Genomic DNA, 13,952 nt, shown 5'->3' on the forward strand with positions numbered 1-13,952 from the left:
AAATAACAACATAAAAAAAACGCCATTTCATCAATGGCGTTTTTTTTATGTTGTTAGGAGATAGCAATAAACTGTTTGATAAAGGAAGTGATCTACATTCTATCTTCTGCTGCGCCAAATCACTGAAATCTCCATATTTAACGCTAGGATCCAATACGGGTTTTACTATTCCGGAATGGTATAATGATGCATATATTTTGCGATTGCATTTGCTCTTCTGTTTACATAGGCAGAAGGATTACGGGCATCCCATTCGCGGGGATTTGGCAAGATCGCAATAATCAGTGCGGCCTGTTTTTTGGAAAGATTGCTTCCTGTTTTGCTAAAGTAATATGCTGCAGCTGCATCTGCTCCATAAACTCCCTGTCCCATTTCAATGACATTGAGATAGACTTCAAGAATACGTTTTTTACTCCAAAATGTTTCAATTAAAACGGTAAAGTAAGTCTCGAAACCTTTTCTTAACCAGGAGCGTCCTGGCCATAGAAAGACGTTCTTAGCGACCTGTTGGCTGATTGTACTTCCGCCGCGCAGTTTTTTACCCTGTGCATTTTTCTTAATGGCATTTTGAATGCCTTTGAGGTCAAAACCCCAATGCGTCATAAAATGGGCATCTTCACCCGCAATGGCCGCTAGTTTTAAATTGTCCGAAAGTTCGTCGTAACTCAACCAGTTTTTTTCCAGTTTAAACCCTTTTCCCTGTTCCTTAAGTTCAAAACCACGTTGAATCATTAACCAGGTAATAGGCGGATTAATGAAGCGTAAGCTAATCACCCAAAAAAGACTAATACCGATAAAATAAAGAACAACTCTACTTATGATGCGGAGAATAGGTGATTTGATAGACTTCAACGGGTTGAAGGAAACTTTCTTAAAGGTATTTTTTTGTTTACTGGCTGTATTTTGCTTACCAGATCTTTTGATGGCCATATCACTACAATATTTGTGCAAACATAACATCAAAAGTTTATACTTCCATGCGTTAATTCATCATTTCTTTTAATTTTTCTAAAGTCACAGCACTCATCCAGGATATAGCTTTTGTATCTATTTCGCCATTTGGTTTTATAACAACATATGTTGGAAATCCGGAACGATTAAATAAAGTGAATAGTTCACTAATCACAGTATTTCCGACAAACAGATGTGTACCCGGCTGTTCTAGTTCTGCTACTTTGTTGACCCATTTCTGTTGATCAGAGGAAGCGTCGGTACATAGATAAATAAATTCTACAGGAAGTTTTGCCTCTTTTGCTTGGTGATGTAGCTTTTTGCCATAGGGCATCTGATCAAGACAGGGCCCACACCATGTCGCCCATATATCTAATAAAACTAGTTTGTTTGGATATTTTGCTTTGATGGTTTGAAGAAGCTCGGCACCTGTTTTCGTATTGTTCAATAGTAATGATGCATCGAAAGGGAGCTCTTTAATTAATGAGCCAAAAGAGGTCTGCTTTAATTCGGTAGGACTGGAGTCTAATATATCTTTCAGTTTTGCCTGTTTAGCAGTTAAATTTCCGATTTCAATACGGAGGTTTTCCCTGGCCCATGTACTCTTTAATTTTGGTAGGATGATACTATAGATAGCATTTTGCGTTTGAATATCTCCATCTTGGAATCTTAGGTTGAGGATATCTGCATAGTTTTCTGGAAAAGTTTTGACAATATATTCGGATACTTTAGCAAAATCGCCACGACTTTTGTTGTCAGAATAGAGTAAAGCTCTGGTATAGGTATTTAATATGTGAAGATAGTTGCCGGTTTCATTCGACACAGAATAGATCGGTACTAGTATTTCCTCAATAGTATCTTTTCTGATTCTATTGCTTAAATAATAACTCAACAGCTTGTACGTATACTCTGCATTGGTCGCTGCATCAATTAACGGCTTACAGGTTGTATTATACGCTTTATAAAAGGCGGTATTTGTATTTCTTTGAATTGTAAATAATGAGTCTAATTTTTGCTGAAAGCGCGGGTCCTTTGCTTCAAGCTTTTGTAGGGGTTTATAAAAATCGGGATTATTTTTCTTATCGAATAAAATATACTCATTCATCTGTCGATTGACTTCTGCATCTTTTCCAGCGAAGGAAATACCATCACCGATCATGTAAACATTTTTCTTCTTCAGCTTCTCTAAATCAAAGATGAGTTCTAAATCCTCGTGAAGATAAAGACAAGTATAAACGTAGTCACCCAAGCTAAACCAAACCTGCTGATAGGGAAGGTTATGCGTTTGTCTAAATTCGAATGTGCCATCAGCGTTGACTGGTATCGTTGCTTTGCTTTGATGAGGTCCTATTAAATTGACGATACTGTACTGGATTTGGATTTTGGATAGATCTTCCTGACTTGCATTTAAGATTTTACCGGTCACTTTCGCCGGTTGCTTCTTATTCAATTGGTCATAGGATTTATCCGTTAGAGAAAGTGGCTCGAGATTCTTTTGTGCATAAAGCATACATGGCAGCCATAGTGGAAGCAATAAAGCAATAATATAGACTTTCATAACAAGTGGTTTATATGTAAGTCAAATATATTAATTTAAAAAAATCGAGTCCTCTTAATTAATGTTAAAATTTGTTCGATATAGTAATTTGTCAAAGCGACGATATTATCCTATTTTTACGCTTCACAAATTTGATTTTAGAAGTTGGCAAAAGAAAAGAAAGTAACTCCGTTAATGCAGCAGTATAATGCGATCAAGATCAAGTATCCTGGAGCGTTATTGTTGTTCCGTGTTGGCGATTTTTACGAGACATTTGGTGAGGATGCGATCAAGGCGGCTCAGATTTTGGGTATCGTTTTGACCAAGCGAGGGAATGGTTCGGAATCAGAAACAGCTTTAGCGGGGTTTCCGCATCATTCTCTGGAGACTTATCTCCCTAAATTGGTGCGTGCAGGTCAACGGGTAGCAATCTGTGATCAGCTGGAGGATCCCAAAACGACCAAGACAATCGTTAAACGTGGTGTCACCGAATTGGTTACTCCGGGTGTCTCTTACAATGATAATATTGTTCAACAGAAATCGAATAACTATCTCGCTTCTATTTTTACGGATAAGGATAAGATCGGAATTGCTTTTTTGGATATTTCGACGGGTGAATTTCTGGTTGCTCAGGGAAGTACATCTTATATTGATAAATTACTTCAAGGCTTCAAACCTACTGAAATTATTTTGCCGAAGAAACAGAGCAAGGATTTTATCGAGCAATTCGGGGCACATTATTACACTTATTTTTTGGATGAGTGGCCTTATACCGGAGATTATGCTGCCGAAGCGTTGCTAAAGCACTTTGAAGTCGCTTCGCTGAAAGGCTTTGGTGTGGACCGGATGCCGGCTGGCATCGTTGCTGCTGGGGTTGCGCTACATTACCTCAATGAGACGGAGCATCGCAATCTACAACATATCTCTACGCTTTCACGGATCGAAGAGGACCGGTTTATGTGGCTCGATCGATTTACGATCCGTAACCTGGAACTGATCGGTTCCATGAATGAAAATGCTGTTACGCTATCAGATGTCCTCGATCATACAGCCAGTCCAATGGGCGCACGGCTACTCAAGCGCTGGATTGTCATGCCATTGAAAGATAAAAAGGGTATTCAGGAACGTTTGGATGTCGTGGATTTCTTTTTTAACAACCCTGAACTGCGTGACGACCTGATCGGCCAGATCAAGCAAGTTGGTGACCTGGAACGGTTGATATCAAAAATTGGACTCCAAAAGGCCAATCCTAGAGAGATCGTCCAATTGAAACGCGCCTTGTATGCCATTGAAAAACTGAAGGAATTGACTGACCGTAAAGACGCCCAGTCTTTGGCCCTAATTTCTGATCAATTGGACGCCTGCGTGGCGATTCGTGAACGAATAGAACAACAAATACAGGCTGAACCTCCAGTTGCAATCAATAAAGGTAATGTAATCGCTGCGGGAGTTGATGCTGAATTGGATCGCCTCCGTAAGATTTCTTTTGGTGGTAAGGACTATTTGCTGGAAATTCAAAAAAGGGAAGCTGAACTGACGGGTATCCCATCTTTAAAAATCGCATTCAACAATGTCTTTGGTTATTATCTTGAAGTAACCAATACGCATAAAGACAAAGTTCCAACAACGTGGATACGTAAGCAGACTTTGGTGAATGCCGAACGATATATCACAGAGGAACTCAAAGAATATGAGGAGCAGATTCTTGGAGCGGAGGAAAAGATTCAGGCATTGGAAAATAGATTGTATGCCGAGCTATTGGTTGCGATTGCAGAATATATCAAACCTATTCAGCTAAATGCTCAACTTATCGCTAAGTTGGATGTTTTACTCAACTTTGCTATCGTCGCCGAGAAAAACTACTACGTTAAACCGGTAATTAGCGATAGTAAGATTTTGGATATCAAGGGCGGACGTCATCCTGTAATCGAAAAAAATCTACCCATAGGGGAGGACTATATTACCAACGATACTTATCTTGATCCGAAAGCGCAGCAGATTATTATTATTACTGGTCCCAATATGGCCGGTAAATCGGCTTTGCTCCGCCAGACTGGTTTGATCGTATTGATGGCGCAGATCGGTTGTTTTGTGCCAGCCAAGGAAGCTAAAATAGGCTTAGTGGATAAGATATTCACCCGTGTAGGGGCCTCAGATAACCTTTCTTCCGGTGAATCTACATTTATGGTGGAGATGAATGAAACGGCCAGTATCATGAACAATCTTTCTGATCGGAGTTTGATCCTTTTGGACGAAATTGGACGTGGAACAAGTACTTATGATGGAATTTCAATCGCTTGGGCAATAGCAGAATATTTGCATAATCATCCTGCTGCTAAAGCGAAAACTCTCTTTGCGACACACTACCATGAATTGAATGAGCTGTCAACTTCGCTTGACCGTATCAAAAATTATAATGTAACCGTAAAGGAGGTCAATAATAAAGTGATCTTTTTGCGTAAACTGGTACCAGGGGGATCTGAACATAGTTTTGGTATCCATGTTGCCAAGCTGGCGGGGATGCCGCCAAAGTTGTTGAACCGTGCCAATCAGATTTTAAAACGATTGGAACAGGAGCGTACTGGTGGGGAGCAGATCAAAGATAGTATGCGTAAGATTCAGAAACAGGCTTACCAATTGCAGATGTTCTCTATTGATGATCCTGTTTTAAATAAAATCCGCGATATGTTGAATAACCTGGATGTTAACTCACTGACTCCTGTGGAAGCATTGATGAAACTGGATGAAATCCAGCGTTTGTTAAAAAATTAAGGAGTGATATAGCCGCTTGAGTAAATACCATTCATTTAGCAAGAACCATTGTTGTCGCTAAATGAATGGTATTTTTTTCGAATTGTCTTTTTTTTATTGATTCGTATTTTTCATTAAGGTATCAATGAACTCGCTATGTCCGGTTTATTGACCAGAAAGAACTCTCAGTAAATTTTCATTGTTGTGGGTCTCGTGACAGTACGATCATTTTATTTTAGACTAAAATCTGAAAAAGACTTCTACACTTCCATAATTTGATTGTATCGGTGTCAGGACCTTGCTGCTCGCGTCATAAGGTGCATAGTGATAACCAAGTTCAATACCGATATATTTCTTATTCTTCATCTGAAAAAGAGAAGCAAAACCTAATCCCAAGTGTACATTGTTAATGGTTACCATGCGATCGTTGTAGCCTCCTTCATAATAGTAACCGTCTGGGTCATAATATCCGTCTGAATAAATACTTTCGGTAATACCAGTATCTGTAATATCTATTCCTATTATCCCCTTGGGAATCAGAATACATTTTTCATTATCAAAAATTTTGTATCCAACAGCACCACCTATAAATCCCGTTGCGGAAGAATTGACTGTAACATTGGATCCTTCATAATTATAGTCGATATTTCTATCATTTGCATTGATCCGTACTTTGAAACCGCCCTCGAAGATAAATTTACGTTCCAATGAACTCATGAACATAAACCCGAAGGTGACATTACTGCCAAAGATCTTATTTGAACCACCTAAGGGGCTCATTACACCGACCAAAGGGACATAACCTAATTTGGATTTATTTCTGTTCCCATAGGTTTTAGGAGGGCTAACAGGTCTTTCCACATTTTGGGAATAATTTTGATCTGCTTGCCCATTTTCCGGAGTGTCCGTGTCAGCAAATAGGTGAAGAATATCTATTTCATCATTATTGAGGGTATAATTGTCTGATGATAAAAGTGCCTTGGCTCTGATCTTGATTAAATTATCCAAGGGATGTCGCAAGGGATAGAAATTGTATTTTTCTTTATTTTGTTCATACTGAGCCATAAAGTCATCCTGGTCGGCTGCATCTAAGCGTTGAACAAATCTCTTATCCAATTGATTGTTGATATAACGTTCAATTTCAGCGGAACTATTCTTTTTTTCGATAATAAGCAGAAGAATCCGCAAACGTTGGCCAAATTCTGTTACACCACAACTGGCTTGTAGTGTATTTAATAATGGTTCGATTTTGTCGAATTCGTTACTGTTCAGCGAATTTGTTAGGAAGGGGAGGATTTCTGCGGTGTGTTTTTCACATGTTTCTTGTGCCCGTACCTTTTGTGTCGCAGGGAAACAGATTAATAGGAATACTGCAAAAATGAACTGACGGATCATCATGGCTTATGGATTTATCAGAGACTAAATTAACAAATTAATTGTATGATGCCGCCGTTATTTTGCAGCAAACATTCCAAAAGTTTTATCTTTGGCTCATGGCGTCAATATTTCGATTTAAACAATTTGAAGTTGATCAATCCAATTGTGCGATGAAGATCAATACGGATGGGGTATTGCTGGCATCATTGGTTGATACAAAGGGTGCAAAGCGTGTGTTGGATGTAGGTACCGGTACTGGCGTGATTGCTCTCATGTTGGCTCAGCGCTTGATAGATAGCCACATAGAGGCTGTAGAAATAGATGCATTGGCCGCGGAGATGGCGAGCAGAAACTTCAGTAATTCGATTTTTCAGAGCCGTCTTGTATTGCATGCCAAGTCATTTCAACAATTGCAAACAGGCGAACACTATGATCTAATTGTATCGAATCCTCCTTTTTATACAGATTCGTTGCATAATCCAGATGCGCGGAAGAAATTGGCCCGACACAGTGATCTGGATTTTTTCCGTGAATTGCTGCACTTCGCGTCGTTGCATTTAACTTCCGGGGGTAAACTTGTTTTGATTCTCCCTACACAACTTGCAGAAACCCTAACCGCATTGGCGATTGATCATGGATTGCATTGTACTGCTGAAATTCAGATAAGATCATTTGATGGGGCTCCTGTTATTCGGAAGATTGTGACCTTTGGGCGTCTGCAAACCACAGCGATTGATCAAGCTGAATTTGTGATTTATCAATCTAAGGGTGTTTACTCGGAATCATACAAAAATGCCTTGGCGCCTTATTTTTTAGCTTTCTAAACTATGACAAAAATTGGACTTCTTTCGGATACACATTCTTATTTAGATGAATCTGTATTCAAATACTTTGCTGATTGTGATGAAATTTGGCATGCAGGGGATTTTGGCGAGGCTAATGTAGCAGATCAATTGGAAGCTTTTAAGCCTTTGCGTGGGGTATATGGAAACATAGATGGAAGAGATCTGCGGTTACGTTTTCCCGAAGATTTGCGGTTTACATGTGAGGAGGTAGAGGTTTTTATGACCCATATAGGTGGTTACCCTGGCAAGTATGCAGCACGGATAAAGGCGGAGTTAATAGCAAATCCACCTAAGTTGTTTATCACAGGACACTCCCATATTCTTAAAGTTGTGTTTGACCCGAAAATCAGTTGTCTTCATCTCAATCCGGGAGCTGCAGGAAAACATGGTTGGCATAAAGTAAGAACACTCATGCGCTTTGAGATCAATAAAGATAAGATCGATAACCTAGAAGTTATTGAACTCAAGGAGAGATAGCCAATAAAAGAGCTATTTATAGACTGCTATAGATCAGATTTTATTTGCCAGAAAAATTGCTGCCGTTAGCCCAATGCAGCAATCCGTAAGCATATCGATTACATCGTCAATTGAAGGTCCTGTAGATATTGCTGCAAAACTGTGGCATGTGTGTGTATTTTGTTGTTAGCTGCATACAGCAATGTGGTGACGGTTTGTTGCCTATGGGCTTCCAGCCATTTTTTTCCAAAGCCCTGCTGGTCCAGTTCTTCTCTATATTTTTTTGCAAAATCATGCCATAGATCTGGGTTTTGGTGAAACCAAATACGGAGCTCTGAGGAGGGGGATAGGTCTTTATTCCATTCAGACAAACTGGCTTTTTCTTTGGTCATTCCACGTGGCCAAAGCCTGTCAATAAGCATACGATAACCATCATCGGGTGACGGTAGATCGTAAATTCTTTTTATAACGATCTTCATAGGCTTGCTTTTTATAGATTATATTACACAATGGATTACAATACTATAAATATATGATTTTAAGTGAAAAGCAGAAGTCGTTTTATTTCGTGTTCTTTCTTGATAGTAATCAATCTTTGGGATACAGTAGTCAGTCGTAGGGCAGCGTATCTTTGATTGCTTATAAGGAATCACGTACTTCCAGAAGAAAGCTTTTTAAACGCTCTAAAGAGTCCACTACGCGTTGATTTTCTTTTGCCTCGGATTTATTGTCACGGAGATAGTCTCTTGCACCTTGTAGGGTATATCCTTTTTCTTTTACTAAATTGAAGATGATTTTGAGGTTTGCGATATCCTCCTGCGTAAAGAGACGATTGCCCTTTTTATTTTTCTTGGGTTGAAGAATATCAAATTCACGCTCATAAAAACGTATCTGGGATGCATTTACATCAAACATCTCTGTCACTTCTCCCATTGTATAATACAATTTATTTATTTCACGCTCTTTGTACGGCATATCTTCGCAATTAATCTATAGCAAACTTAATAAAAATTCCAGTTCAAAAAGAAATTTTGCGACCTCTTATTTTAGCTCAGGAGGAAATAGAGCTATGAAAATGAGTCGGTAATAGCGAATTGTTGTCTGATTCCAAACAGATTTTTAAAAGTGATGAACATCTCCTGTATGCCTTATTGCAGGGGCTGTAGACCTTGAGTCTATGCTGTTGCTATTTGTACAGGATGGTTTGCATTGTAAATGAAGGCTAAATTAGTTAAGTTTGGATAGGTTTGAAGCCTATTTTGATTGATCGTATGATTATAGTTAGCAAGTTTTGGACAAATTTATTCTCTTTTGGTAAAGCTAATGCGATTACTATCTTTCCTATTATATTTCTAAAATACGGCTTTTTTAAAGATAATAGGGCTTTAATCCGCCATGAGCGCATCCATCTGCGCCAGGCATTGGAATTGGGGGTTGTGTTTTTCTACCTTTGGTATTTGTGTGAATTTGCGATCCGTTTTGTTCGCTTGCGCGATTTTGATGAGGCCTATCTCCATATTTCTTTTGAGCGAGAAGCTTATCGTCACGAAGATGATCCCGATTACTTGTCAAAGAGGAAGATCTGGGCATTTTGGCATCACTTATAAATATTTTGGATCTGGAAATAATTAGAGCATAAAAAAGCTCTTAAAATATATTTTAAGAGCTTTTTTATATTTAGCTTTCCTTTTGTCCGTTTTATCCGACCAATTTGAGATAAGTAGCTACTTTGTCTTTTAATTGTCTACGGTCAACAATAAAGTCCAAAAATCCATGTTCAAGGACAAACTCGGATGTTTGGAACCCTTTTGGAAGATCTTTTTTGATTGTTTCTTTAATAACACGAGGGCCAGCAAATCCGATCAATGCGCCCGGTTCAGCAATGTTTACATCGCCTAGCATCGCATAGGATGCAGTGACACCACCTGTTGTTGGATCCGTCAATAGACAAACATAAGGAAGTCCTGCTTGCGCCAATAAAGCTAATTTAGCTGAAGTTTTTGCCATTTGCATCAAAGAGAATGCAGCTTCCATCATACGCGCACCACCTGATTTTGAGATCAACATAAAGGGAATTTTATGTTCAATACAGTAATCAATCGAACGTGCAATTTTTTCTCCTACAACAGATCCCATTGATCCACCAATGAAGCTAAAGTCCATACAAGCGATCACGATGTCTTTGCCATTCATTTTTCCGTGACCTGAGCGTATCGCATCTTTCAGACCTGTTTTTGCTTGACTTTCTTTTAAGCGTTCAGGATATGGTTTTGAATCGAAGAATTCCAGTGGATCACCAGAATTTAGATTAGGGAATAGTTCAGTAAATTCGTTATTGTCAAATAAAATTGAAAAATATTCTTTGGAGCCAATTCTTAAATGATGGTCACAATATTGACAAACATAGTCGTTTTCTACTTGTTCAAGATGCAACAACGGCTTTTTACAAGTGGGACACTTGTTCCACATGCCATCTGGTGCTTCTTTTTTATTAGCGGTAGCTGTGCTAATACCAGCTTTTTCTCTTTTAAACCAACTCATACGATAGTTCTTATTCGATTACAAACTTAGATAAAAATGCTTTTATATACAATTATAATTGTGTTGAATGTAAATGGCAGTAAATCAATAGATTTGTCAAAAAAGCTTACTTGTTAATATTCCGATGTATAATAATAGACCAGTTTAGAACGCAAATTGTTTTGTTAAAAAAGGGCTGAAGTCAGGTTAAGAAGGAGGATTGAACCAAAAATTTGGGCACAAAAAAAGGGTAAGCTACTCCTATCGCACCGCTCAACCAAATACCCTTGCTTTGTTCCCAACCTGGGGGAGTCAATGGGAGCTGGTCGTAGAAGACTTACCCGCCACAAAAGTAGAAAAAAAAATAGTTTTAGGAAAGAAAAAATGCCTTTTTATTCTAGGGTGCTGATTCTCATTAGAATAAATTGTTCGGAGGGCCATCTTGCCGGCATAAATAATCCATTAAGATGGCCATAAAGTATTTTTTAACGCGCTACATCTTCTTTCTGTCATACTCGCCCAACAAAGAATAGTATCCAAACAGACCCAAACCGAGGGAAATGATCGGCGTTAAAATACAGAGTATAATAATACCAAAGACCAGATCCTCTTGGTGCCCTGTTGAAATCTTGGGTAATGCCAGTTCAAAAATGGAAAAGTATGCGGTGTATATGGCCAAAAGGATCCATACAATACCAAGAAGCTTTTTTAGATTATTCATGGTTTGGAGGTGTTGATTTGTTGTTGATATATAGACTGCCAATGATAAAGCAGACAGCGGCTATAATGATGGGATATCCTAATCCCGCTAAATAGAATTGTGGGGTATTGGAAGCTTCAGCATTAGTGGTGAGGTAAGTGGAAACTGCGGGTAGGAGCCCTCCGAATATACCATTACCGACGTGGTAGGGCAAGGACATAGACGTATATCTGATTTTTACGGGAAATAGTTCGACCAAAAATGCCGCTATAGGTCCATATACCATCGTAATATAGATCACCTGAATAAATATAAGGGCAATGAGTAGGATATAATTTTTACCGGCCAAATGGGTGGTTGTTTTAATCGTTTCTTTTCCTTTAAGCTCTCCTGTCTGATGCTGTATTTTTGAACGGGTCATTTCTGTTCCATCGTCATATTGACTTTTGGTGACGGTAACAATGGCTGAATTTTGTTCGGTGCCCGATGCTGTTGTTTCGTTTAATTTTGTTTTCTGTTGAACATTCGATAGCTGGTACATGGATTCGTAGATTGGACGGTAGGTCAGCACGGCAAGGAGCATGCCGCCCAACATGATCCATTTACGGCCGACTTTGTCACTAAGCCATCCAAAGACGACAAAGAAAGGTGTGCCTAGCAGCAGTGCAATACCTAAAATGGTATCAGCCTGGTCGGACTGGAGATGCATGACTGTTTTCATGAAACTCATGGAATAGAATTGACCGGTGTACCAAACGACACCTTGTCCCATCGCTGCACCAAATAGGGCTAATAACACAAACTTGAGGTTATAGCGATTTCCGAAGCTCTCTTTTAATGGATTTGTACTTGTCTTCCCTTCAGCTTTGGCTTTGCTAAATTCGGGTGATTCCTTCATCTTCTTACGGATGAGATATGATACGTAGACCATAACTAGAGAGAGCAGAAAAGGGACGCGCCATCCCCAACTGTCAAACTGTGTTTCACTCAGAAAGTTTTTGGTCAAAAGAATCACTACAAGGGATATAAATAGACCAAATGTCGCTGTTGTCTGTATCCAGGATGTCCAATAACCGCGTTGTCCCACTGGTGCATGTTCTGCGACATAAGTGGCTGCGCCACCATATTCACCCCCCAAAGCGAGTCCTTGTAAAAGACGCAGGATCAGTACAATTAATGGCGCCCAAAAACCAATGCTTGCATAGCTTGGGATACAGCCGATCAAAAATGTTGCACCACCCATGAGCATCAGTGTCACCATAAAGGTGTATTTGCGTCCTATAATATCACCTAATCGACCAAAAAATAACGCGCCAAAAGGGCGTACGACAAATCCAGCGGCAAAAGTGGCCAATGTAGATAGAAAAGCTGCTGTCGGGTTGTCTGAAGGGAAAAACTTCGTTGAGATTACGATGGAGAGACTTCCGAAAATAAAAAAATCATACCATTCAATGAGTGTCCCCATGGAAGAGGCACCGATGACTTTCCAGATGCTCTTTGTACTGTTGTCGTTCATTAATAATTGGTTTAGTGTTATGTTTGTTTACTCTAGAAATATTATATGTATTATTTAAAATCTTGTTGTGTAAGCTCCAGATAATTTATTTGGTTGCCACGAGTGGTTGTCCATGCGATTTATAGACTTTTCCCGGTAGTGAATGGATCAGTGACTGCATTTCCAATTCCAATAAGACCAAAGCCAATTTACTCTGTGGCCATTGAAGCTGATCGATCATCTGATTAAGTTCCAGTTGTCCTGTTGCATGAATGAGGTTAAAAAGACGCTCTTGATCCTTATCCAGCTTAAAAGGAAGTGCTAATTGTTGGTTGGCTTCATTTTTTTTACTGATTTCCCAATTCATCAGATATTCGAGATCCTGAACATGCCTGATCATATGTGCCCGATTTGTTTTGATCAGATAGTTGGTTCCTTCACTGCTCTTTTCGTAAATGGATCCCGGAAAGGCACATACATCTCTATTATAGCTGTTTGCTATCTCGGCGGTAATCAAAGCTCCGCCTTTGATTGCTGCTTCTACCACAATCGTAACATCAGCCATTCCAGCGATAATGCGATTACGCATCGGGAAATTAACCCGCTCAGGTATGGTTTCGGATGTAAATTCGGTCAATAGGCCACCGTGTTCGAGCATCTTTGATGCTAGCTCACGGTGCGAGGCAGGGTATATCCGATCTAATCCATGTCCGAGCACAGCAACCGTTGGTAGATTCTTCTTTAGGGCGTTGCGATGTGCCAATGCATCAATGCCATATGCGAGACCACTGACAATCAGTAGATCCTGATTTTCATTTAAGCCCTGCATAAAGTCTTCGCATAGCTGCTGCCCATAATGTGTTGCATGCCGCGTCCCAACGATACTGATCACTTTTGTTGAGTTGAGTGCGGCATGTCCCTTGTAATATAACATGAGGGGAGCATCATCACATTGTTTGAGTCGATCGGGGTAGTCCTTATCTTCGATCCATAAGGCTTTGATACGATGTTTATCAATAAAAGCCAGTTCTTTTTCACAGGCTTCGAGGTATGTTTTGTTGCGTATTGCGTCTGCAATTGATTCCCGTACTCCGGGGATTTGCATCAGATCTTTTTTTGAATAAGAAAAGAAATCAGCTAAGCTATCACTATGGGCTATGATACTACGGGCTGTTCTAGGGCCAATGCCCTTGATCTTAGTCAAAGCTATGGGATAGATTAGTTTCATAATTGGGTACTTTAAATATAGTGAAAAATTGTAAATCTTGTATGACTTTTCATTAGAATAAGCAATTCGTTTTGAAGGTTGTTTTTAACAAT

Annotated in this window: 13 protein-coding genes and 1 other RNA gene; 4 read left to right on the plus strand and 10 right to left on the minus strand. The window is 39.4% G+C overall.

Translation table 11 applies throughout. The annotated features are described in order from the left end of the window. Positions 1-165 precede the first annotated feature (165 nt). The gene (gene mtgA / locus ABFX33_RS09735) at positions 166-930 is read right to left on the minus strand and encodes a monofunctional biosynthetic peptidoglycan transglycosylase (protein WP_346085793.1); all 765 of its coding nucleotides are present in this window, start codon (positions 928-930) and stop codon (positions 166-168) included. 52 nt (positions 931-982) lie between these two features. After that, complete coding sequence (locus ABFX33_RS09740; protein WP_346085795.1) at positions 983-2,509, minus strand: TlpA family protein disulfide reductase; 1,527 nt, start codon at positions 2,507-2,509, stop codon at positions 983-985. Positions 2,510-2,653: 144 nt separating this feature from the next. Here ABFX33_RS09740 and mutS point away from each other — a divergent pair, with 144 nt between their 5' ends. Further along, a complete protein-coding gene (mutS, locus tag ABFX33_RS09745) occupies positions 2,654-5,260 on the plus strand; it encodes a DNA mismatch repair protein MutS (RefSeq protein WP_346085797.1) in 2,607 nt (868 codons plus the stop codon). 219 nt (positions 5,261-5,479) lie between these two features. Here the strand turns inward: mutS and ABFX33_RS09750 are convergent, their stop codons facing one another. Then, positions 5,480-6,637: a hypothetical protein gene (locus tag ABFX33_RS09750; RefSeq protein WP_346085799.1), complete on the minus strand. Its 1,158-nt coding sequence runs from the start codon at positions 6,635-6,637 to the stop codon at positions 5,480-5,482. 95 nt (positions 6,638-6,732) lie between these two features. On the opposite strand from ABFX33_RS09750, the gene ABFX33_RS09755 reads away from it, so the two are divergent. Both ABFX33_RS09755 and ABFX33_RS09760 read left to right on the plus strand, forming a co-directional pair. Then, a complete protein-coding gene (locus ABFX33_RS09755; protein ID WP_346085800.1) occupies positions 6,733-7,440 on the plus strand; it encodes a tRNA1(Val) (adenine(37)-N6)-methyltransferase in 708 nt (235 codons plus the stop codon). A gap of 3 nt (positions 7,441-7,443) precedes the next feature. Continuing rightward, positions 7,444-7,938, plus strand: coding sequence for a metallophosphoesterase family protein (locus ABFX33_RS09760; protein ID WP_346085802.1), 495 nt, complete (start codon positions 7,444-7,446; stop codon positions 7,936-7,938). Between the two features lie 98 nt (positions 7,939-8,036). Here the strand turns inward: ABFX33_RS09760 and ABFX33_RS09765 are convergent, their stop codons facing one another. Both ABFX33_RS09765 and ABFX33_RS09770 read right to left on the minus strand, forming a co-directional pair. Next, entirely contained in the window at positions 8,037-8,396 is a 360-nt protein-coding gene (locus tag ABFX33_RS09765; protein ID WP_346085804.1) for a DUF488 domain-containing protein, read from the minus strand. A gap of 160 nt (positions 8,397-8,556) precedes the next feature. After that, complete coding sequence (locus tag ABFX33_RS09770; RefSeq protein ID WP_077437903.1) at positions 8,557-8,892, minus strand: MerR family transcriptional regulator; 336 nt, start codon at positions 8,890-8,892, stop codon at positions 8,557-8,559. Between the two features lie 296 nt (positions 8,893-9,188). On the opposite strand from ABFX33_RS09770, the gene ABFX33_RS09775 reads away from it, so the two are divergent. Next, positions 9,189-9,524, plus strand: coding sequence for a hypothetical protein (locus ABFX33_RS09775; protein ID WP_346085806.1), 336 nt, complete (start codon positions 9,189-9,191; stop codon positions 9,522-9,524). Positions 9,525-9,615: 91 nt separating this feature from the next. Here ABFX33_RS09775 and accD read toward each other — a convergent pair whose 3' ends face one another. The 5 genes from accD to dprA form a co-directional block, all read right to left on the minus strand. Next, complete coding sequence (gene accD / locus ABFX33_RS09780; protein ID WP_120261504.1) at positions 9,616-10,458, minus strand: acetyl-CoA carboxylase, carboxyltransferase subunit beta; 843 nt, start codon at positions 10,456-10,458, stop codon at positions 9,616-9,618. 224 nt (positions 10,459-10,682) lie between these two features. Further along, positions 10,683-10,780, minus strand: an RNA gene (gene ffs / locus ABFX33_RS09785) — signal recognition particle sRNA small type. 150 nt (positions 10,781-10,930) lie between these two features. Beyond that, positions 10,931-11,158 (minus strand): DUF6814 family protein, encoded by a 228-nt coding sequence (locus ABFX33_RS09790; protein ID WP_104384975.1) that lies wholly within the window; start codon positions 11,156-11,158, stop codon positions 10,931-10,933. Next, positions 11,151-12,653: an MFS transporter gene (locus tag ABFX33_RS09795; protein ID WP_346085808.1), complete on the minus strand. Its 1,503-nt coding sequence runs from the start codon at positions 12,651-12,653 to the stop codon at positions 11,151-11,153. Before ABFX33_RS09795 ends, ABFX33_RS09790 begins: the two co-directional genes overlap by 8 nt. Positions 12,654-12,738: 85 nt before the next feature. Further along, complete coding sequence (gene dprA / locus ABFX33_RS09800; RefSeq protein ID WP_346085810.1) at positions 12,739-13,860, minus strand: DNA-processing protein DprA; 1,122 nt, start codon at positions 13,858-13,860, stop codon at positions 12,739-12,741. Positions 13,861-13,952 lie beyond the last annotated feature (92 nt).

Source organism: Sphingobacterium ginsenosidimutans (assembly GCF_039536865.1).
Classification (GTDB): Bacteria; Bacteroidota; Bacteroidia; order Sphingobacteriales; family Sphingobacteriaceae; genus Sphingobacterium; species Sphingobacterium detergens.

Bases quoted from the DNA above. Each gene is read 5' to 3' on its own strand.
- ABFX33_RS09775 (WP_346085806.1), top strand. From the start codon at position 9,189: ATGATTATAGTTAGCAAGTTTTGGACAAATTTATTCTCTTTTGGTAAA.
- ABFX33_RS09750 (WP_346085799.1), bottom strand. From the start codon at position 6,637: ATGATGATCCGTCAGTTCATTTTTGCAGTATTCCTATTAATCTGTTTC.
- ABFX33_RS09755 (WP_346085800.1), top strand. From the start codon at position 6,733: ATGGCGTCAATATTTCGATTTAAACAATTTGAAGTTGATCAATCCAAT.
- dprA (WP_346085810.1), bottom strand. From the start codon at position 13,860: ATGAAACTAATCTATCCCATAGCTTTGACTAAGATCAAGGGCATTGGC.
- ABFX33_RS09740 (WP_346085795.1), bottom strand. From the start codon at position 2,509: ATGAAAGTCTATATTATTGCTTTATTGCTTCCACTATGGCTGCCATGT.
- ABFX33_RS09770 (WP_077437903.1), bottom strand. From the start codon at position 8,892: ATGCCGTACAAAGAGCGTGAAATAAATAAATTGTATTATACAATGGGA.
- mtgA (WP_346085793.1), bottom strand. From the start codon at position 930: ATGGCCATCAAAAGATCTGGTAAGCAAAATACAGCCAGTAAACAAAAA.
- ABFX33_RS09790 (WP_104384975.1), bottom strand. From the start codon at position 11,158: ATGAATAATCTAAAAAAGCTTCTTGGTATTGTATGGATCCTTTTGGCC.
- ABFX33_RS09765 (WP_346085804.1), bottom strand. From the start codon at position 8,396: ATGAAGATCGTTATAAAAAGAATTTACGATCTACCGTCACCCGATGAT.
- ABFX33_RS09795 (WP_346085808.1), bottom strand. From the start codon at position 12,653: ATGAACGACAACAGTACAAAGAGCATCTGGAAAGTCATCGGTGCCTCT.
- ABFX33_RS09760 (WP_346085802.1), top strand. From the start codon at position 7,444: ATGACAAAAATTGGACTTCTTTCGGATACACATTCTTATTTAGATGAA.
- accD (WP_120261504.1), bottom strand. From the start codon at position 10,458: ATGAGTTGGTTTAAAAGAGAAAAAGCTGGTATTAGCACAGCTACCGCT.